The 19,985-nt window shown below is 65.9% G+C and carries 22 protein-coding genes; 12 read left to right on the top strand and 10 right to left on the bottom strand.

Annotated elements, in window-relative coordinates:
• Positions 1-37 precede the first annotated feature (37 nt).
• From CSAL_RS13205 to CSAL_RS13185, 5 genes are all read left to right on the top strand, one after another.
• Positions 38-949: a helix-turn-helix domain-containing protein gene (locus CSAL_RS13205; protein WP_011507900.1), complete on the top strand. Its 912-nt coding sequence runs from the start codon at positions 38-40 to the stop codon at positions 947-949.
• Between the two features lie 356 nt (positions 950-1,305).
• The gene (locus tag CSAL_RS13200; protein WP_011507899.1) at positions 1,306-1,992 is read left to right on the top strand and encodes a 2-dehydro-3-deoxy-6-phosphogalactonate aldolase; all 687 of its coding nucleotides are present in this window, start codon (positions 1,306-1,308) and stop codon (positions 1,990-1,992) included.
• A complete protein-coding gene (locus CSAL_RS13195; RefSeq protein WP_011507898.1) occupies positions 1,989-2,897 on the top strand; it encodes a 2-dehydro-3-deoxygalactonokinase in 909 nt (302 codons plus the stop codon). Before CSAL_RS13200 ends, CSAL_RS13195 begins: the two co-directional genes overlap by 4 nt.
• Positions 2,898-3,121: 224 nt before the next feature.
• Entirely contained in the window at positions 3,122-3,994 is an 873-nt protein-coding gene (locus CSAL_RS13190) for an HAD-IIB family hydrolase (protein WP_148266834.1), read from the top strand.
• Positions 3,991-5,211, top strand: coding sequence for a glycosyltransferase family protein (locus CSAL_RS13185; protein WP_011507896.1), 1,221 nt, complete (start codon positions 3,991-3,993; stop codon positions 5,209-5,211). The genes CSAL_RS13190 and CSAL_RS13185 overlap by 4 nt, the downstream gene beginning before the upstream one ends.
• A 15-nt stretch (positions 5,212-5,226) precedes the next feature.
• On the opposite strand, the gene CSAL_RS13180 is transcribed toward CSAL_RS13185, so the two are convergent.
• The 3 genes from CSAL_RS13180 to CSAL_RS13170 form a co-directional block, all read right to left on the bottom strand.
• Positions 5,227-5,973, bottom strand: a complete 747-nt coding sequence (locus CSAL_RS13180; RefSeq protein ID WP_011507895.1) for an amino acid ABC transporter ATP-binding protein — start codon at positions 5,971-5,973, stop codon at positions 5,227-5,229.
• Complete coding sequence (locus tag CSAL_RS13175) at positions 5,970-6,644, bottom strand: amino acid ABC transporter permease (protein ID WP_043559590.1); 675 nt, start codon at positions 6,642-6,644, stop codon at positions 5,970-5,972. The genes CSAL_RS13180 and CSAL_RS13175 overlap by 4 nt, the downstream gene beginning before the upstream one ends.
• A gap of 61 nt (positions 6,645-6,705) precedes the next feature.
• Positions 6,706-7,464 (bottom strand): amino acid ABC transporter substrate-binding protein, encoded by a 759-nt coding sequence (locus tag CSAL_RS13170; protein WP_011507893.1) that lies wholly within the window; start codon positions 7,462-7,464, stop codon positions 6,706-6,708.
• A gap of 344 nt (positions 7,465-7,808) precedes the next feature.
• Between CSAL_RS13170 and CSAL_RS13165 the strand changes: the two genes are divergently transcribed.
• The 5 genes from CSAL_RS13165 (at position 7,809) to CSAL_RS13145 (ending at position 11,827) form a co-directional block, all read left to right on the top strand.
• A complete protein-coding gene (locus CSAL_RS13165; protein ID WP_043558560.1) occupies positions 7,809-8,720 on the top strand; it encodes an MBL fold metallo-hydrolase in 912 nt (303 codons plus the stop codon).
• A gap of 201 nt (positions 8,721-8,921) precedes the next feature.
• Positions 8,922-9,380, top strand: coding sequence for a YeeE/YedE family protein (locus CSAL_RS13160; protein WP_011507891.1), 459 nt, complete (start codon positions 8,922-8,924; stop codon positions 9,378-9,380).
• The gene (locus CSAL_RS13155; RefSeq protein WP_011507890.1) at positions 9,377-9,790 is read left to right on the top strand and encodes a DUF6691 family protein; all 414 of its coding nucleotides are present in this window, start codon (positions 9,377-9,379) and stop codon (positions 9,788-9,790) included. Before CSAL_RS13160 ends, CSAL_RS13155 begins: the two co-directional genes overlap by 4 nt.
• A gap of 13 nt (positions 9,791-9,803) precedes the next feature.
• Entirely contained in the window at positions 9,804-10,505 is a 702-nt protein-coding gene (locus CSAL_RS13150) for a response regulator (RefSeq protein WP_011507889.1), read from the top strand.
• Positions 10,502-11,827, top strand: a complete 1,326-nt coding sequence (locus CSAL_RS13145) for an ATP-binding protein (protein WP_011507888.1) — start codon at positions 10,502-10,504, stop codon at positions 11,825-11,827. The genes CSAL_RS13150 and CSAL_RS13145 overlap by 4 nt, the downstream gene beginning before the upstream one ends.
• Before the next feature lie 17 nt (positions 11,828-11,844).
• Here the strand turns inward: CSAL_RS13145 and dsbG are convergent, their stop codons facing one another.
• The 3 genes from dsbG to dsbD are packed head-to-tail and all read right to left on the bottom strand — an operon-like array spanning position 11,845 to position 15,389.
• Positions 11,845-12,612, bottom strand: coding sequence for a thiol:disulfide interchange protein DsbG (gene dsbG / locus CSAL_RS13140; protein ID WP_011507887.1), 768 nt, complete (start codon positions 12,610-12,612; stop codon positions 11,845-11,847).
• A gap of 9 nt (positions 12,613-12,621) precedes the next feature.
• Positions 12,622-13,452, bottom strand: coding sequence for a TlpA family protein disulfide reductase (locus CSAL_RS13135; RefSeq protein ID WP_011507886.1), 831 nt, complete (start codon positions 13,450-13,452; stop codon positions 12,622-12,624).
• The gene (gene dsbD / locus CSAL_RS13130) at positions 13,449-15,389 is read right to left on the bottom strand and encodes a protein-disulfide reductase DsbD (protein WP_050934540.1); all 1,941 of its coding nucleotides are present in this window, start codon (positions 15,387-15,389) and stop codon (positions 13,449-13,451) included. The genes CSAL_RS13135 and dsbD overlap by 4 nt, the downstream gene beginning before the upstream one ends.
• 149 nt (positions 15,390-15,538) lie before the next feature.
• Here dsbD and CSAL_RS17015 point away from each other — a divergent pair, with 149 nt between their 5' ends.
• Positions 15,539-16,060 carry a DsrE family protein gene (locus CSAL_RS17015; protein ID WP_011507884.1) on the top strand — a complete coding sequence of 174 codons (522 nt, stop codon included), beginning with the start codon at positions 15,539-15,541 and terminating at the stop codon, positions 16,058-16,060.
• A gap of 2 nt (positions 16,061-16,062) precedes the next feature.
• Here CSAL_RS17015 and CSAL_RS13120 read toward each other — a convergent pair whose 3' ends face one another.
• The 4 genes from CSAL_RS13120 to CSAL_RS13105 form a co-directional block, all read right to left on the bottom strand.
• Positions 16,063-16,362, bottom strand: coding sequence for a DUF190 domain-containing protein (locus CSAL_RS13120; RefSeq protein WP_240673378.1), 300 nt, complete (start codon positions 16,360-16,362; stop codon positions 16,063-16,065).
• 32 nt (positions 16,363-16,394) lie between these two features.
• Positions 16,395-16,793: a fluoride efflux transporter CrcB gene (gene crcB / locus CSAL_RS13115; protein WP_011507882.1), complete on the bottom strand. Its 399-nt coding sequence runs from the start codon at positions 16,791-16,793 to the stop codon at positions 16,395-16,397.
• A 258-nt stretch (positions 16,794-17,051) separates the two neighbouring features.
• Positions 17,052-18,848 (bottom strand): sugar phosphorylase, encoded by a 1,797-nt coding sequence (locus tag CSAL_RS13110; RefSeq protein WP_011507881.1) that lies wholly within the window; start codon positions 18,846-18,848, stop codon positions 17,052-17,054.
• A 142-nt stretch (positions 18,849-18,990) separates the two neighbouring features.
• Positions 18,991-19,239 (bottom strand): GlsB/YeaQ/YmgE family stress response membrane protein, encoded by a 249-nt coding sequence (locus tag CSAL_RS13105; RefSeq protein WP_011507880.1) that lies wholly within the window; start codon positions 19,237-19,239, stop codon positions 18,991-18,993.
• 238 nt (positions 19,240-19,477) lie between these two features.
• Here CSAL_RS13105 and nrdR point away from each other — a divergent pair, with 238 nt between their 5' ends.
• On the top strand, positions 19,478-19,963 hold the full coding sequence (gene nrdR / locus CSAL_RS13100) for a transcriptional regulator NrdR (RefSeq protein ID WP_011507879.1): 486 nt from the start codon (positions 19,478-19,480) through the stop codon (positions 19,961-19,963).
• Positions 19,964-19,985: the final 22 nt, after the last annotated feature.

The following is a 19,985-nucleotide window of genomic DNA, read 5'->3' as shown; positions in this document are numbered from 1 at the left end:
TGCACAGGGGCATAGTCGAAAGAGGCACCGATAACTCATGATCGCTGCGCAGCTCAACGATACTCGTCTTGGTGCGCCTGTCTTCGAGAGCATCAGCCAGGACCCGAAGTTCAGTTTCTACTGGCACTGCCACGATTTTCCCGCACCCATCGCCCGCTGGAATTATCACCCCGAGTATGAATTGCATCTCATCCGTTATTCGGAAGGGAATTATTTCGTGGGTGATTATATCGGGCGATTCGGGCCTGGTAATTTAGTGCTGGTGGGCCCGAACGTTCCGCATGCCTGGTTGAGCGATCCGGACGATTCAAGGTCCGTCATCAAGGGGCGCGATGTCGTTCTCCAGTTCAAGGGCGAGTGGCTCGAGCACATGATGGCGCTTTGTCCGGAACTCAATTGCCTGTCGACGCTCATCGAGGACTCGAGGCAAGGCGTGGCGTTTCAGGGCGAGGAAGCGACACGCTGTGGCGAGCTGCTGATCACCATGGGGGAACAGGACCATGCCGGAAGGCTGTTGACCATGCTGACCATTTTGCGCGGCCTATCGCAGTGCGATTACGCGACCCTGTCCAGCCGCGAATACGGCCTGGAGGCCACGGGCGTTTCCTCCGCCCAGGTCGACGCCATCCTGCGCTATATCCACGACCACTTTCACGAAGAGTTGCGCATGTCGGCGCTGGCAGCGCGCAACGGCATGAGCCCTTCCAGCTTTTCGCGCTTCTTCAAGCATGCCACGGGCGACACCTTCGTCGCCTTTCTGCGGCGGATCCGTATCGGTCATGCCTGCCAGCTGTTGCTCGAAGGCCGGCAGTCCATTGCCGATATCTGCTTCCAGGTCGGTTACAACAACCTTTCCAACTTCAACCGGCATTTTCGTGAACTGAAAGGCATGACACCTCGCCAGTATCAGCAGAGCACGGCCGACCTCGTGACGGGCGATTGCCGGTGATGCTCATGCCGGGATCCGGGAGCGACACGAGCGGCAAGGCGCTTCTTCCTCGCCCCTGCCAGGCCGCATGCCTTGCGGTGTCGCGTCCTGGGTCGCGGAGTTGCCGACCAAAGTATAAAGGCGCAACGTGGGGGATTGCTGAATCCTATGTCGGACATAAAGGCGATATTGTTCTACAAGATGGGGCGGTCGGGGCCGTTCGCCTAGAATGAGGGCCGAGCGGATGGCGGAAGGCTCCGCACGCGGGGAAGCGCGACGAGGCGTTCGTCGCGACGTGCACGAGGGCTGGCCAGCATTGTCGCAACCCGGTATGGATGAAGCGGATGGGCCCATTGCCCGCACGCTAAGGAGATATTATGAACGAGACTCAGCAGGCCGCGTTTGACGCGGCGCTCGATGCACTGCCCCTGGTGGCGATTCTGCGCGGCGTGCGTCCCGAGGAGGTCGAGGAAGTCTTCGATGCCCTGGTGGCGGCGGGGTTTCGCATGATCGAGATTCCGCTCAACTCCCCCATGCCGTGGAAGAGCATCGAGAAAGTGGCGGCGCGTTGCCCCGAGCACGTGCTGGTGGGCGCCGGTACGGTATTGACCGCCGAGGACACGGCCCAACTGGCGCGGCTCGAAGCGCCGTTGATGGTCACCCCCAACAGCGACCCCGAGGTGATCCGTGCCGGGATCGAGCAGGGCCTGGCGCCGCTGGTCGGCTGCATGACGCCAAGTGAAGCGCTGAGTGCCGCGCGTGCCGGTGCCAAGGCGCTCAAGCTTTTCCCGGCCGGCCGCCTGGGTACCGGGTATTTCAAGGATATCAGTGCCATTTTGCCACCCGAGCTGCCGGTGTTCGCCGTGGGTGGCATCGACAAGAGCAACATGTCCGACTGGCATGGCATGGGCATTCGCGGGTTCGGCTTCGGGAGCAATCTCTATCGGCCCGGTCGTAGTGCCGCCGAGGTGGGCAAGATCGCACGCGAACTCGTCGCCGAGTGGCGGCGCCTCGAAGAGCTCCATACCATGACCGAGCTGTTCGAGCACGAGGGCGATCAATGAGCGCCAATGAACGGCTGATCGTCATCGACTGGGGGACCAGCAACTTCCGGGCGTTCCTGGTGGATCGGCAAAGCGGCGCCTGCCTCGAGACGCGGCGCAGCGAGGCAGGGCTCAAGGCTTTGGCGACCGCCGAGTTCCCGCATTACTGCCAGGCGCAGGTCGGCGACTGGCGGGAAGGAGGGCGCGTGCCGGTGTATCTCGCCGGCATGGTGGGCTCCAAGCGGGGCTGGAGCGAAGCGCCGCAGCTCGACTTGCCCGTCACGGACGCGGATCTGGCCGCCCATGTCGTGGCCGCCCCGGGGCTGGAAAACACCTGGATCGTGCCGGGCGTCAAGCAGGTCGACGATACGCACTGCGATGTCATGCGCGGCGAGGAAGTCCAGGCATTCGGCGCCCTGGCGCTGGCCGACACGCTGGATGCCGATTGCTGCCTGCCGGGAACGCACAGCAAATGGGCGCGATTGCGCGATGGTCGCCTGACCGCCTTCACCACCCTGATGACCGGCGAGCTGTATCACGCGGTGCGATTCCATACCCTGCCGGGCGAGCCCGCGCGAGACGAGGCGCCGTTCGATGAAGCGGCCTTCCGCCAGGGCGTGGCGCGGGCCCAGAGCGAGGACGGAGTCCTGCATGCCTTGTTCGAGGCGCGTAGCCGGCATCTGTACCAAGGGCTTGCCGCCGGCCAGGTGGGCAGCTTCCTGTCCGGGGTCCTGATCGGCGAGGAAGTCCGCGCCATGCGCACCACCCGGCCCGATCTCGAGCGCTTGCTGCTGATCGGTGCCGAGGCATTGCGCACGCCTTACACGCTTGCGCTGAACATGGCCGGCCTCGAGGTCACGCCCCTGGATAGCGATGCGGCGACCCTGGCGGGGCTGGCCATGATCGCCGCGCGTCATCACGCCTGATCGCCGTCTCACCCTGACGAGCTTCCCATGCCCCATCGTGGTGCGCGCCCTGTGCCACGCTGGGGCATGGGCGTGTCGCCGGGGCGCTCATGCCCCGCAGTCGGCCCCCAGCCGTCTGCCCTCGGCCCTTTATCTGCAGGGGCTGACGTGCAGATGGCATGATCCGTGCTAACGTCACCAGTATGTCACCGCGACAGGTGGCGTGGCGCCAAGGGGAGAGGCTCATGACGCAAACGGTTTCGCGGTCGCCGTGGCTGGTGTTCACCGATCTGGATGGCACGCTGCTCGATCATGACAGCTATACGTGGCAGCCTGCCGCCGCCTGGCTGGCTCGGCTTGCCGAGGCCGGTATCGCGGTCATTCCCACGACCAGCAAGACCCGCCAGGAACTGCTTTCCCTGCGTGACGATCTGGGGCTCGAGGCGACCCCGTTCATCGCCGAGAACGGCGCGGTGATCGGGCTGCCGGCAAGCTGGCAGCACGCTCGCCTGGATCGCGACCCTGCCGCGCCGGATGGGCTGATCGTCAAGACGCCGTCACTGGACATCGGCTTCATCCGGCGGCGCCTGGCGGTGCTGCGCGATCGCCTGGACGTGCGCTTTCGCGGCATGGGCGAACTATCGCTCGACACGATCTGCGAATTGACCGCGTTGAGTGCCGACAAGGCCCGCCAGGCGCTGGCCCGCGAAGGCAGCGAGCCGTTGATATGGGACGACGACGAGGCCGCGCTGGCCCGCTTCCGGCGGGCCCTGGAGAGCGATGGCTTGCGGCTGACCCGGGGCGGGCGCTTCTGGCATGTCATGGGGGCGGTGGACAAGGGTCAGGCGGTACGCTGGCTGGTCGAGCGCTATACGGCATTGCGAGGGACCACGCCCGGCACCGTGGGGCTCGGCGATGGCCCCAACGATATCAGCCTGCTCGAGGCGGTCGATCATCCGATTCTGGTACGCGGCAAGCATGGTGCGACGGTGAACGTCGCCACCGAGGTGCCGCTCTTTCGCACCCGGCAGCCCGGCCCGGAAGGCTGGGCCGAGGGCATCGCCGACTGGTGGCGCACGCGCTGGGACACGTCACCCAGGGAGGGGACCGCACGATGAGCGACTTCTATCAAAACGGCATTGTCACCACGTTCCATAACCTGACCCAGCGTCCGGTGGAGGCACTGGAATCCGATCTGCTGCGATTTTCCCGACGCCGCCCGATGGGGTTGATCCTGCCCTCGCTGTTCTCCGAACTCGAGGGGCCGGCGCTATCGAACATTGTCGACGAGCTGGCGCAGGTGCCCTACCTCTCGGAAATCGTGATCGGGCTGGATCGTGCCGACCGCGACCAGTTCCTGCGTGCCCGCGAGTTCTTCTCGCGCCTGCCGCAGCATCACCGCATCCTGTGGAACGATGGCCCGCGTCTGTCGGCGCTGGATGCCGAGCTGAGCGCGCTCGACCTGGCCCCGCAGGAGCCCGGCAAGGGGCGCAACGTCTGGTATTGCAGCGGTTACGTGCTGGCCTCCGCGCGCACGTCGGCGGTGGCGCTGCACGATTGCGACATCGTGACCTATGACCGGGGCATGCTGGCACGCCTGCTGTATCCGGTCGCCAATCCGCAGTTCAACTACGAATTCTGCAAGGGCTATTACTCGCGGGTGGCCGACGGCAAGCTCAACGGGCGTGTCGCGCGGCTGATGGTGACCCCGCTGATCCGTGCGCTGAAGATGGTCTTCGGGCCGCTGCCGTACCTGGAATATCTGGACAGCTATCGTTATCCGCTCTCGGGAGAGTTCTCGATGCGCGCCGATGTGCTCGACGGCATCCGCATTCCCAGCGACTGGGGGCTGGAGATCGGCGTGCTGTCGGAGGTTCATCGCAACCACTCGACCAAGCGGCTGTGCCAGGTGGACATCGCCGATGCCTACGATCACAAGCATCAGCCCGTCTCCCAGGACGATCCCAGCGGCGGCCTCAACCGCATGAGCCTGGATATCGCCAAGGCCATGTTCCGCAAGCTGGCGACACTGGGCGTGCCCATCCACTCCGAGACCTTCCGCACCATCAAGGCAACCTACTATCGCACCGCGCTGGATCTGATCGAGGCCTACGACAACGACGCGCGCATGAACGGTCTGTCGCTCGATCGTCACAGCGAGGAACAGGCCGTGGAGCTTTTCACCGCCAACATCCTCGAGGCGGGCGCCTCGTTTCTCGAATCGCCCCGCGACAAGCCCTTCATTCCCAGCTGGAACCGCGTGGGGGCGGCGATCCATGACCTCAAGGAGCGCATGTACGAGGCCGTGGAGCTGGACAATCAGGGCCAGGTCTGACCCGCGAGGCATGCGTCAGATCGGGTTGCTGGCCAGCACCTTGCGCAAAAAGCGTTGCGTGCGTTCGTCCTGAGGGTTGGTGAAAAGCTCGCCGGGCGGGCCTTGTTCGATGATGCGACCCTCGTCCATGAACACCACCCGGTCGGCCACGTCACGGGCGAATTGCATCTCGTGGCTGACCACGATCATGGTCTGGCGCTCCAGGGCGAGCTGCTTCATCAGGGCAAGCACTTCGTCGACCCACTCGGGGTCGAGGGCGGAAGTGGGCTCGTCGAAGAGGATGACCTCCGCCTTGGCGGCCATGGCGCGTCCGATGCCCACGCGCTGTTGCTGGCCCCCGGAGAGCGATGCCGGGTATGCGTCCGCCTTGTCGGCGAGACCGATGCGTTCGAGGATCTCGCGACCGCGGGCATGCGCCTGGGCCTTGGGCAGCCCGTCGACGACGATCATGCCTTCGCAGATGTTGTCCAGCGCCGTCTTGTTGGCGAACAACGCATAGTTCTGGAACACGAAGGCCGTGCGCCGGCGTAGCGCGAGAATCTCCTGGCGCGTGGCGTGTCTGGCATCGAGGATGAGATCGCCCACCGTGAGGCGCCCGGCGTCGGGTGCCTCCAGGTAATTGATGCAGCGCAGCAGCGTCGACTTGCCCGTCCCCGAGGGGCCGATGATGACGATGATCTCGCCCCGTTCCAGCTCGAGGTCGATGTTCTCGAAGACGGTATGCGCGCCGAAGCGCTTGGTAATGCCGTTGAGTGCGATCATCGTTGATAGGCCCGATTGAGACGTTTTTCCATCCGCCGCTGCAGCCAGGACAAGAGTTCCACCACCACCCAGTAGATGACGGCCACCATCAGGAACGCCTCGAAATAGAGGAAGCTGCCTGCCGCCTCTTTCTGCGTCGCGCCCATCAGCTCCGTGACGCCCAGCGTGAATGCCAGGGACGTGGCCTTGATCATGTCGATGAAATAGTTCATCAGCGTGGGTGTGGCCACGCGCGTCGCCTGGGGAAGCACGATGCGTCGCATGAGCTGCCCCTGGGTCATGCCGATGGACAGCGCCGCCTCGGTCTGGCTGCGGTCGACGCCGACGATGGCGGCGCGGATCGATTCCGCCATGTAGGCCGAGAAGTGCAGGGTCAGCCCGAGGATGGTGGCGGTGATGCCGTTGATGGCGACGAGGAACGTCAACAGCTGCGGCAAGCCGTAATAGAACAGGAACAGCTGCACCAGCAGCGGTGTACCGCGAAAGAAGGAGATGAACAGCATGGCCAGGGCGTTGAGTCCCGGCGTGCGCTGCACGCGCACGATGGCCAGCAGACAGGCGAGTACCAGCGCTGCGACCATTCCGGCAGCGGCCATTTCCAGCGTTAACGGCAGGTAGCTCAGCAGGATGGGCAGCAGCCCCAGCATGTAGTCGAGGTCGAGAGCTTGCATGATCGGGTCGCCTGAAAGCACGCGGCCGAGGATCGTCTCGGCCGCGGCGTGGAGCATGGCATCATGGTTGGGTGATGTCGGTACCGAACCACTTCTCTGAGATTTGCGTCAGCGTGCCGTCCTCGCGCAGCTCGGCGAGAGCGTCATCGACGCGGTCGCGCAGGGCGCGTCCGTCTTCGTTGTCACGGAAGGGCAGGGCGTTTTCGATACGCGAGAACGGTTTGCCGGCGAGCTGCAGCGGCAATGGCTTGTCCTTGATTACCTGGGTAGCGCTGACCCGGTCCATGACGAAGGCGTCGGCGCGCCCCAGGGCGACATCCTGCTCGATGTTGGAGTCGTAGGTCTTGATGTCGATCTCGTCCGCGTAGGGCAGTTCGCGCAGCAACTGCTCGTAGTTGGAACCGAGGTTGACCGCTACCGTCTTGCCCTTGAGGTCCTCGACGCCCTGGATGGCGTCGTTGCCCTCGCGCACCACGACCTGTGCCCCGTCATACACATAGGGCTGCGTGAAGGCGTATTTGGCCTGGCGCTCGGGGGTGATGGTGATCTGGTTGGCGATGGTATCGATGCGCCCGGAATCGAGCATGCCCGCCAGTCCCGAGAAACTCGCGGTGACGAATTCGATTTCGTCGCCGGTCTGCTCACCCACGGCGTTCATGACGTCGACCTCGAAGCCTTTCAGCTCATCCTGCTCGACGAAGGTAAAGGGGTAGTAACCGCCCGACATGCCGACACGCAGGGTGTCGGCATGCGCCGTCGCGGCGAACGCGCTCAAGGCAAGGCCGGTCAGGGCATGTTTGGCGATTTGGCTCAGTGTCATGGTCGGCTCCTAACGGATAAGGCGAAGGACGCAGTGCCGGAAATGACGCGTCGGGCACCGTGACGCGTCGTACCAGGGTGAGTGTAGCGTAAATAGTCCGATAGAGAATAATAGCAACATTTTATATTCCTTTTTGTTTTTGTGCATCCCCCACTCCTGGCGTTCCCTGCGCCAGCTCAGGCGCTTTCAGGGACTTCCCGCTGTCATGTCGACCGTTATTGCCGACACTTATAGCAGGACAACACGTGCCGCGATCTCATATGCTAAAAAAGTATAATGTTAGAACCTTGCATGCGTTATCCTGAGCCAAACGTTCAGGCACCCAGGAGGCGATGACGGACGCAATGAAAACCTTTGCCTTGTCACGCGGAAAGAGGTCCGGCCAGCCGGATGTCGCAGGCTTTTTCGACCCGCGTACCTTCAGCATTCAGTATGTCGTCAGTGACCCCGCCACGCGGCACTGCGCGATCATCGATCCGGTGCTCGACTTCGACGAGAAGTCCGGCGCCACGGCGACCCATCAGGCCGACGAGTTGCTGGCGTATGTCGAGCGCGAAGGGCTCGAGATCGATTGGATTCTGGATACCCACCCGCACGCGGATCACTTTTCCGCCGCCCATTATCTGCACGAGAAAACCGGCGCGCCCACCGCCATCGGCCGGCCGGTGACCCAGGTACAGGCGCTGTGGAAGGCCATCTACAACTGGCCGGATCTGAAGGACGACGGCAGCCAGTGGGATCGGCTCTTCGACAACGGGGATACCTTCACGCTGGGCGAGATCGATTGCCGCGTGATGCACTCGCCGGGTCACACGCTGGCCTCGATCACCTACGTGATCGGCGATGCCGCCTTCGTTCACGACACCCTGTTCCAGCCCGATTTCGGTACCGCCCGCGCCGACTTTCCCGGCGGGAGCGCGCATCAGCTGTGGCACTCGATCCAGGCGATCCTGGCGCTGCCCGACGAGACGCGCCTGTTCACCGGCCACGACTACATGCCTGACGGACGCGAACCGCAGTGGGAAAGCACCGTGCGCGAGCAGCGTGAGCACAACAAGCATCGGCTCGGCGAGAGCAGCGAAGCCGAGTACGTCGAACTGCGCAACCGCCGCGACAGCGAGCTGCCCATGCCGAAGCTGATCCTGCACGCATTGCAGGTCAACATCCTCGGCGGGCGGCTTCCCGAGCCGGAGAGCAACGGCAAGCGCTATCTGAAGATACCGCTCAATGCGCTGGAAGGCGCGGCCTGGGACTGAGAGGTACCACTGGTCACGGCCCGGCCAACGGGACTGGCGCGCCATGCATCAGTCGCCTCTGCATGAGCACCTTCGATACCGGTGCGGGCTGCATGGCCGCGATCGCCGCTGAGCCACCCCGGTATCGACGTGCCGTCTCCGGGCCTTCGACGACAGCCGGTTGAGACAACTCTGGTGGCGACAACGCCACGAGGACACGAGATGGAAACGATGGGTTGGTTGCAAGGGGCATTGGGCGGCGTCCTGATCGGTCTTTCCACCACACTCCTGATGGGGCTGCTGGGACGCATTGCCGGGATCAGCGGCATCCTCTCCGGGCTGATTTTCGAGCGCGGAGGGGACAGGCCCTGGCGACTGGCGTTTCTGCTGGGCCTCGTCTCCGGACCGGGACTCTTGATGCTGTCCGGCGTGGACTGGGGCAATGTGGCAGGCGACAGCGGGGCAACGATCGGTGCTCCGGCGAGCGGGCTGACGACGATGCTGGTGGCCGGCCTGCTGGTCGGATTGGGCACGGGGCTGGGCAGTGGCTGCACCAGCGGGCACGGAGTCTGCGGGCTGGCGCGGCTTTCGCCCCGGTCGATGGCCGCGACGCTCGTCTTCGTGCTGGTCGCCATGCTGACGGTATTCGTCGCGCGGCACCTGCTGAGGGGCTCGGCATGAAAGCGCTGGCGGGATATGTGGCAGGACTGCTGTTCGGGCTCGGGCTGGCGATCAGCGGCATGACCGATCCGGCACGGGTCATCGGCTTCCTCGACGTGGCCGGCGACTGGGATCCGACCCTGGTCTTCGTGCTGGGCGGTGCGGTCGTCACCACTTTCATCGGTTACCGGCTGGTCTGGCGACGCCAAACGCCGCTGTTCGAATCCCGGTTTCAACTGCCCACCCGCCGTGACCTCGATACCCGTCTGCTGGGCGGTGCGGCGCTCTTCGGCATCGGCTGGGGGCTCTCCGGCTATTGCCCGGGGCCGGCGGTCGCCTCACTTCCGGGACTCAGCTGGCCGCTGGCGGCATTCGTCGTGACGTTGATAGCGGGGTGGTGGCTGTCCCGACGAATGAATCCGGGGCATTGAAAGGAGCCAGTACATGCATGTGCTTCTCGTCGAGGACGACGAGCTCGTGGCGGCCGGTATCCGCGCAGGGCTGGAAAGCCATGGGTGGGCGGTCGACACCGTCGCCTCGATGGCAGCGGCGCGTCATGCCCTGCAGGTCGTGGCGAGCGATATCGTGGTCCTCGATCGCGGCCTTCGCGATGGCGATGGGTTGACGCTGGTCGAGGAATGGCGCGAGGCCGGCAAGCGCGTGCCGGTGCTGGTGCTGACCGCCCGCGATGCCATCAGCGACCGCATCGCGGGGCTCGATGCCGGTGCCGACGATTATCTGGTCAAGCCCTTCGATCTCGACGAACTGGTGGCGCGACTGCATGCGTTGCTGCGGCGTGCGGCCGGCCGGGCCCATCCGTGTATCGTTCATGGAGCGTTGCGGTTCGATCCCCAGGCGCGCCAGGTCACCTGGCGGGGGCGGCCCGTCACGCTGTCGCGGCGGGAACTGGTGCTGCTGGAGACCTTCCTGCAGTCGCCGGGCAGCGTGCTGAGCGCGAATCAACTGCGCGATAGTCTCTACGGCCTCGACGACGAGGTGGAGAGCAATGCGCTCAACGTCCACATTCATCATCTCCGCCGCAAAGTGGCTCCGGCCGTGATCGAGACGGTCCGGGGTCTCGGATACCGTCTCGGCACGCCCGAGGCCCTGGCGGGAACGGAGGACTCGTCGGTGGCGTCGCGATGAGTCTCAAGATGCGCTTGCTGGTGATACTCGGGGTGACCTTGACGGCCACCTGGAGCCTGGCGGCGGCCTGGCTGTGGCGGGACCTCAACGACGAGGTGGAGCGCACGCTCGATCGGCGCCTCGCTCAGTCGGCGCACATGGTCGCCGGCCTGGTGGCGCGTCTGCCCGAAGACAGCTGGGAAGCCAGCGGCATGCAGCAGGCGTCCCTCGTGGCACCGCTCGAGGGAGTCGCCTGTCAGGTGAGCGATGCACAGGGCCGCGTACTGGCACGTACCCACACGGACATGACGGCGGTATTCGATGTCGCTCAGCCGGGGTATGCGTATCGGCACCGGGCGGGACAGGACTGGCGCGTCTACACCCTGATGCACGACGGCGTGACCATCACTACCGCCGATCGCGTGACCGAACGGCGCGGCCTGATGCGCGATATTCTCGCGGTGGTCATCGTGCCTTTCGTCGTGGCGCTGCTCATCAGCGGCGGCGTGTTGTGGTGGGGAACCCGGCGTGCCTTGCGCCCGCTCGACGGGTGGTGCGAGGCGCTGGGTCGCCGGCACCGTGACGATCTCTCGCCGGTGGCGTCCGGCGGCCTGCCCCGTGAACTGCAGCCGTTGATCGCCACGCTCAATGCCTTGCTGGCGCGCATGAGTGCTGCCATTCAGCGCGAGCAGCGCTTCACCGATGCTGCCGCGCACGAGCTGCGGACACCGCTGACCGCCGTCAAGACGCACCTTCAGGTCGCGCGGCGCGTGGAGGGCGAGGCGACTCATCAGGCCGTGATGCATGCCGAGCAGGGAGCCCAGCGCTTGGCCGCCACGCTCGAGCAGCTGCTGACGCTGGCGCGTATCGAAGAGGGCCGGGTGCGGTCGACGAGCGGCGCGTCCGTGGCCGAGGTCGTGCGGCGTGCCGTCAACGACACCTCGGCGCCGGCCCGCATCGACGTCTGCTCGGTGTTACCGGACGCACGTGTGGACATGTCACTGGAGCTGGCGGTCACCGCCCTGCGCAACGTGCTCGACAATGCGCTCAAGCATGGCCCGACCGGGACGCCCGTGACGCTGGAGGTCGATGTGGCGCAACCGGAACGGGCCGCGGAGGCCGCCACCTGGATCGCCTGGCGCGTGCATGACGAGGGCCCGGGCCTGCCCGAGGCCGAGCTGGCGCACATGACCGAGCGCTTCTGGCGTCGGTCGAGCACACCGGGAAGCGGGCTGGGGCTGGCGATCGTTGTTGCCATCGCCGAGCTTGCCGGGGGCGAGCTGCACTTTCGGCATCCTCGACATGGCGGCTTCGAGGCATGCCTGACACTGCCCGGCGTGTGACGCCCGGCGTGCCGCCGTCAGGGACGAGAAGAGCCCATGACGGCGCGCATCTTGTCGTCGCCGGGCATGCCTTGGGTGACCTCCAACTGGCTGTCGCGACGATAGACGATCGCCGGCGTGCCCCGCAGGCCCAGCTCGCGCATGAGGGTGTTGTTGTCCTGAACCTGCTGCTCGATATCGGCCGGTTGGGCGGACGGGGCCACCTCGTCGCCGCGATTGTGTGCCGTGAAGGCGGCGGCGGGATCGGCGGCGCCCAGCAGCGTGGCTGCCTTGGCCGGGCTGTCGGACTCGAGAACGCCGATCATGACATGCCGCAGTTGCACTTCGCCGGCCTCGACCCAGGGGCGTGCGGCGTCCCAGAAACGCTTGCAGTACGGGCAGTTGGGATCGGTGAAGACGTACACCGTGCGCGGGGCGCTGTGGTCGCCATCGAGGATCCAGTGGCTGTCCTCGAGGCGTTGCCAGACGGCGGCGTCCTGTGGCCCCTTGACGAATTCGTCGAGCGGCTCGCTCGACAGGTTGTTGCCCTCGGCATCGACGAGATTGCCGACGATGGCATGCTGGCCGTTCGCGGTGACGTAGATCGCCACCGGCTGGCCCTGCGCGCTGGCGGCATAGCCGGTGAGGCCGTCGGGAGCCGCGAAGCGCTCGTGCACCGTCAGCCCCTGGGCGACGAGCGCCTCGACGGGGGCGGGAAGATCGTCGGGTTGCGCCCACGCGGGGGTGCCGCCGAGCCCCAGGGCGACGATGAGCCCCAGGCGAGCGCCAGGCAGGAAATGCGTCATGGGAAGCTCCTATTGCGGTGAGGCGAGACGCGCTAGCGCCTGCGTCAGTGTGGCTTGGGAGAGTTCGCCGAAATGCGTGTCGACCAGGCGCCCCTCGGCGTCGTAGAACAGGGTGGTGGGCATTGCCATGGCGCCGACGTGTTCGCCGAGTGCCAGGGCGTCATCGTGCAGCACGTTGTCCATGACGAGGGATTCAGCGTCCAGAAAGCGGCGGATGGCAGCTGTCGACTCTCCCTGGTTGACGAACGCGAAGGCGATGTCATCCCGACGTCGTTGCGTCTCGGCGAGCAGGGGCATTTCGCGTCGGCATGGCGGGCACCAACTGGCCCAGAGGTTGACGACCAGAGGCCGTGCACGTGCGTCAGGCAACCGGTCCAGGCGCTGCGGAGCGTCATCGAGCGTCATCAGCCGTGTGTCGGGAAGCGTGCCGGCGGTGGGAACGAGTTGACTGACGGTGACGGCTGCGGTGCCCCAGCTCATGCCGCCCGCGAGCAGGGCAATGCCCAGGGCGCGACGCTGGCGAGGCACACGCCATAGCCGCCAACCGCCGTAGATCAGGGCGGCGGCAAGCCCGCCCCACGGATCGAAGCCCCGGTCGCGGATGTCGAGCATGGTCCACCAGGCATCGTAGGCGTCCCAATAGCGCACCACGAATACCAGGCGCGCGCCGAGCAACGCCAGCAGCAATAGCGTGAACAAGGTGTCGCTGACGCCGACGCGTTGCCGGCGTCCGGCGAGGGCGCCGGCGGCGATGGCCACGCCAAGCGCCAGAGCCAGCAGCAGCTGACCGAGGCTGAACGCCAGGGGCCCGATGGCCAGGCTTCGATCCAGGGCCGTCATGCTCCTTTCTCCGACGCGGTCGCCGTGCGTGCGGCGTCCAGGCGCTCGAGGAATTCCTCGGCGCTCAACTCGCCGATGATGCGGCTCTCTCGGCGCTCGGTGCCATCGGGGCCGTAGAACAACAGGGTGGGCGGGCCGACGACGCCCAGCGCCTGCATGATGGCGCTGTCCTCGGCATCGTTGTCGGTGACGTCGATGCGCAGGCGTTGCACGTCGTCCAGTGCCGCTTGCACGCGCGCGTCACCGAAGACGTTGTCCTCGATGATCTCGCAGCTGATGCACCAGTCGGCGGTGAACTCCACCAGCGTCCAGCGCTGTTGCGCACTTGCCCGGTCCAGGCGGGCATCGAGCGCGGCCTGGTCGGCGACGGTCTCGAAGGTCAGCGGCGTGGCCTCGGCGGATCCGGCAGCGTCGCCGTTCCCGGTGAAGCCCGCCAGGGGACGCAATGGATCGTGCTGTCCACTGGCCGCGCCGACGATCATCAGTACGCCCCACAGGGCCAGCAGCATGGCGATGCTGCGACTCAGGGGGGCGAGGGCATCGCGCAGCGTGCGTGCGGCATGCCAGGCGGCCTGCGCCAGCCCGACGAGCAGGGCGCCCCACGCCGCCAGTTCGAGGGCGGGGGGCAGCACGCGTGCCGCGAACCATATCGCCATGCCCAGCAGGACGAAGCCGAACACGATGCGCACGTGGTTCATCCACGGGCCGGGGCGAGGCAGGATGCGAGGTCCGAGCAGGCCCACCGCGAGCAAGGGCGCGCCCATGCCCAGCCCCAGTGACCACAGGGCCAGCGCGCCCTGCCAGGCGTCGCCGCTGTCGGCGATGTAGAGCAGGGCGCCGGCCAGCGGTGCGGTCATGCAGGGGCCGACCAGCAGGGCCGAGAGCACGCCCATCACGGCCGCGCCACCCAGCCGCCCACCGCGTTGACGCGCCATCCAGGCGTCGAGTCGTGTCTGCAGACCGCTGGGCAACGCCAGCTCGAAGGCACCGAACATCGCCAGGGCCAGCAGGACGAAGAGTGCGGCGAAACTGACGATGAAGGCAGGAGCCTGGAAGAGCATTTGCAGGTTGGCGCCGGCGAGTGCCGCCGCGACGCCAAGTCCCGCATAGGTCGTTGCCATGGGCAGGATGTAGGCGAGCGAGAGCATGGCACCGTCGCGCATGCGTGGTCGGCCGTCGCGGGTGGCACCGACGATGAGGCTGGAGAGGATCGGCACCATGGGCAGCACGCAGGGGGTGAAGGTCAGCAGCAGCCCCATGCCAAAGAAGGCCGCGACCACCCAGCCGAGTCGCGCATCGGCCAGCCGCGCCGCGAGGCGCTGATCCTCGCCCTGGGCCGAAGCCGCCATCTGGCGCTCCTCCTGGGGACTGTCAGGGGCGCTCGTGGCGCGTGCCCCGTTGGTGTCGGGTGCGCTCGCGTCGCCGGGTGAGTCGGCGACGGTGGCATCGCCGGCGACGCTGGCCGGGCCCAGCGGCTCGAGCGACTCGGCGTCGAACGTCTGACGTTGCGGCGGATAGCAGAGACCGGCTTCGGCGCAGCCTTGCCAGGCCAGGGTCACTCTTTCGGCATCGCCCAGCGCGGCGCGCAACGTGACGGCGTAGTGATAGACCTCGGAGCGACCGAAGTACTCGTCCTCGATCGTCTCGCCCTCGGGCAGGTCCGGGGTTACCGCTCCCTCCTCGGTCTCGACGCTGAAGCGCTTGCGGTAGAGATAGTAATCGGGGGCGATCTCCCATTGCGCGACGAGCTCGCCGTCTTCCCGGGAGAGCGATAACGAGAACGCCTGCTCGGCGGACAGGAACTCGTCCTGCGAGGCAAACGGCGAATCGGCCGCTGCGGGATACGCCAGGATCAGCATGACGGCGCCCAGCACGATGGCGAACCATCGATGCAGGGCGTGAACGGGACGGGGTGACCAGCGTAATTCGTGACTCATGAGGTTCCATGCCAGTGACATCATGGCGCTAGGGTAACGGGATGGGATTAGCCGAGCATTAAACGTTTCCGTCTGACGGCGCGCGAGGCTTGCCAAGTGCGCGCGGACGCGATGAAGTAGAAGACATCGACGGTCGGGAGGGCGCCATCATGACACGCTGGGATACCTGGATCTCGCGGCAGATGCCGAGCGATGTAGCACCGCCCATCGATATCGCGCCGCCCGCCGGCGGTGAGCTGAGCCAATGGCTGCCGCTGGCATGGGGGACCTACCGGGCGCTGTTTCAATGGACGACGCCCAGCGCGCAGGCGACCTCGGCGAATGCCGGCCTGCTGCGTGCGGTACGGGCGGTGAACCTGTTCGCCGCGGCCGAGGTGCCCGTCGAGCGGCGTCACATGGTCGTGGTCGCCTCGGGCGCGGCCACCCCCTGTCTGCTCGAAGACACCGCCTACGCGCGTCAGCATGGCCTGCCCGCTGGCACGGGCAACCCGAATCGCGCCCTGATCGAGGCCCTGCAGCGCGAGGGCGTGGTGATCATGGCCTGCCTGCAGGCCTGGCATGGCCAAGGCTTCGCCGACATTGCCGCGCTGGCCGATGTCGAATGGGCGCAGTCGAGCATGACGGTGGGGATCGCGCTGCAGAACGCCGGCTTCGCCCTGGTGACGGTGTAGCCTCAGCGTCGTTCGCCGCCCAGTTGTGCGTAGGCGACGTCGCGGCGGAGCACGAAAACGTCGATACCCGCTTCGTCGACCGCCTCGATCAGGCGCTCGGCCAATGCCTTTTCCAGCACGAACGCGAGTTCGACGGGCTGGTCGGCCAGTTCGAAAAAATGCGCCGAGTGCGTGCGACCGTTGGCGCCGGTACCCTCACTGTCCATGCGTTGCGTCATGCGCGTGATGCCGAGCTTTTTGGCGCATGCCGCCACGGCATCGATCACCGGCTTGCCGTGGTGCCGGCGTGATTGCGGTGCCATGAAAATGACTTCGTCACCGTGTTGCCATGCATTCATTTGATGATACCTCCCAACTGCTTGAGGGCGCCGAAGGTGGCGATGCCCAGGCCGGTCATCGCCAGCGATCCCGCGACGTGCACGGCGATGCCCGTCAACGCCATGGCGTACCGTCCGGCCTGCAGGTTGCCGAACATCTCGGCGGAAAACGTCGAGAAGGTCGTCAGTGCACCGAGAAAGCCGGTCACCACGAACAGGCGCCATTCCGGTGAAAGCTGCGGCAGCTGGGCGAACAGGGCAATGGCGATGCCGATCAACCAGGCGCCCAGCCAGTTGGCCGCCAGTGTACCGGGGGGCAGGGCAGGGAAAAGGGCATTGAGCCACATGCCGAGTAGCCAGCGCAGGTTGGCGCCGAGGGCGGCGCCGGCACCGATCGCCACGAGGGAAAGCCACATGTGTGTTCGCATTCCTGTCGAGAATGAATGAACGAGATGCGGCGTGCCGAAAGACGGATAGCGAATGCCTGCGCACGACGCACCTCGGGTGCGTTGGCAGGCATCATTAGCGCTGGCGGCCGGTGGTCGAGACGTCATGGTCTCGGATCACGCCAGGCGGTTTGTCGCGGTGGCACCGCACATGACGGGGCTCGGCGACCGGAGGAATGCCATCTCCGGCATCCACTCTACCCAGCGCCTGTCGCGTCGGCAAGTGCTTCAATCCGCGCCGGGGCGCTGTACCAGCCAGAGGCTGCGGTAGGGGCGCAACTCGCGTGGTGCCGAGGCATCCCAGGGCGCGTCGGCCAGCAGGTCGTACCAGCTGCCTTCGTCCAGTTCGGCCACCTCCAGGGGCTGGCGCTTGTCGGTGACGTTGTAGATCGCGAGCAGACGGCGGCCATCGTCGAGCGGGCCACGTTGCACGGCGAACAGTGTCGGAGGCGTGGTCACGATGCGCTGCGCCGCCTGAGGGTGGAAGCAGGGCTCCTGGGCACGCAGCTTGAGACGTCGGCGCAAGGCCAAAAAGACCTCGCGCGTGGGCGTATTGCGGCTGTCGAGCAACTCATCGAGTTCTTCCTTCTGCCAGCGGCGCCGGTTGATGGTGCGCAACTGGCCGCTGCGCTCGACCCCTTCATGGTCGTTGAGGGTGGCGGTCAGGCAGTGGAAGTAGATGCCGGGGATGCCTTGCAGGGCCAGCATCAGATGCTGGCTGCACAGGAAGCGCTCCACCTGCCAGGGGTCGGCGCCTCTTCGTGTGCCGCGCAGGGCGTCGAAATAGGTGATGTTGACTTCGTAGGGGGAGTCCTTGCCGTCGGCGTCGGCCTTCATGCTCACGTAGCCCCCGAAGCGATGCATGAGCTCGAGCATCGCTTCGATCTCGTGGGGCGGCAGCAGGCCCTCCAGGGCTCGCACGCCGATGCCGTCATGGCTGGCGGTGAAATTGAAGTAGGTGCATCCCGGCGGCAGCGAGGGCAGGCTGCGCGCCCAGGCCTCCAGCGCCGTGGCGTCGCCGCTGGTCAGGGTATGCACCAGCAGGGGCGGCAACGTGAACTGGTAGATCATGTGCGCTTCGTCGGGCTGCGCGGTCGCGTCCGGCGATGCGGTCGCCAGCCGTTCGAGGCCGAAATAGCTCATGTTCTCGCGGTGCGGGACGTTGGTTTCGGTGATCAGCAGGGTACCGGGGGCGAGGTGATCGAGAACGGCGCGCAGCAGGCGCACCACGGCATGCGTTTCCGGCAGATGAATGCAGGCGGTGCCGACCTGCTTCCACAGATAGGCGATGGCGTCGAGACGGATGATGCGCGCGCCTTGCGCCACGTAATAGAGCATGATGCCGATGAATTCGATGAGCACATCGGGATTGGCGAAGTTCAGGTCGATCTGGTCTTCGGAGAAGGTGGCCCACAGGTAGCGCGTGCCACGGCGCGTGGAGACCGGCACCAGCAGCGGCGAATTGCGCGGGCGCGTGACTTGCGACAGGTCGGTGGCGGGGTCCATTTCAATGAAATAGTCGCGGCCCGGCTGCGTGCCCGCGAGGTAGTCGACGAACCACAGCGATTCCCGCGAGACATGATTGATCACCAGGTCGACCATCAGGTCGCCGTGACGGGCCAGGCGGCGAATGTCGTCCCAGTCGCCCAGCGCAGGGTTGACCTCGCGATAATGAATGACCGAAAACCCGTCGTCGCTGCTCCAGGGGAAGAACGGCAGGACGTGCACGCCGCTGAAGGTATCCGCGAGCCGGGTCTCCAAAAATTCGTCGAGCACTTGCAGCGGAGGGTGTTCGCCGTCGAGCAGGAGGTCGCCGTAGGTGATGAGCAATTGGTCGCGCTCGCTCCACAATGGACGCGGGCGTTCGGGAATCGCACCGCGCTGGTGCGCCACCAGTCGCTGCAATCGGCGCAGCACCTCGTCGGCGCGAGGGCCGTAGATCTCGTTCAGGCGTGCCCGAGCGCGGTCGACGAACTCGGCTTCATCGAGTTGACGCTGCGGAGCGTGGGACATGGGGTGGGGCATCGACGGCTCCTCGCGAGAATCGGGGGTTCGCACGCCAGAATTGTTGCAGAAGTCGTGCCATGCTCGGCGAAGACTGCCGTTTTGCCGGGCATGGCGGCCCGCGCACGCCAGCACCTGGCCGGCGTGCGCGGACGGGGAAGGGTCATTTCTTCACGATGCGGTAGAGCCCCAGGAGGATGATGGCCCCGAGCACGGCGATGGCGAAGCTGCCGAGGTTGAAGCCATCCACCGTGCCGAAGCCCAGCGCGGTACCGATCCAGCCGCCGACGATGGCGCCGAGTACCCCGAGGATGAGGCTGACGATGAGGCCGCCGGGATCGCGGCCCGGCATGATGAGCTTGGCGACGATACCGGCCAGCAGGCCGAAGACGATCCATGCGATGATGCCCATGACGGTTCCTCCAGGCGATTCCTTGTCAATGAAGGGGGTGCTTGCGACGCAAGCGTCGCGTTATGAGCGTGGTCCGGGTGGCCACGGTGTGCAAGCGAGTTTCCGCTTGCCCGGCGTAAAGGCTACAATGGCCGATGATCTTGACCGTGATGTGACGACTGAAGGTCGTTCGGATGCCCCGTCGCGGTTTCGATCACGACGCCCCTGATCCTCGATAGCCAACCGCGGATGCGCCACGATGCATTGTCCCTTTTGTGGAAAGTACGACACCAAGGTGACCGATTCGCGCCTCGTCGCCGAGGGGGACCAGGTGCGTCGGCGTCGCCAGTGCAACGACTGCGGCGAGCGTTTCACCACCTACGAGACGGCGGAACTGGTCATGCCCCGCGTGATCAAGGGCGACGGCTCGCGGGAAACCTTCGACGAACGCAAGTTGCGCGCCGGCATGCTGCGTGCGCTGGAGAAACGTCCGGTCAGCGCCGAGTCCATCGAAGCGGCGGTCGAGCGCATTCGCCAGCGTCTCCGTGCCCGTGGCGAGCGCGAAATCGAGGCGCGCGAGATCGGCGAGGAGGTCATGCGCTCGCTCAAGCGGCTCGACCAGGTCGCCTACATCCGCTTCGCCTCGGTCTATCGTCGCTTCCAGGACCTGGATGAGTTCCGCGCCGAGATCGATCGTCTGGCGCAGGAACCCAGCTTTTCGCCGGATGATGCCGACAAACGCTGACGCGGCTTGCCGCGACGCGTCA

Source organism: Chromohalobacter israelensis DSM 3043, assembly GCF_000055785.1.
Classification (GTDB): Bacteria; Pseudomonadota; Gammaproteobacteria; order Pseudomonadales; family Halomonadaceae; genus Chromohalobacter; species Chromohalobacter israelensis.
This window is presented reverse-complemented; position numbering and strand designations above follow the sequence as displayed.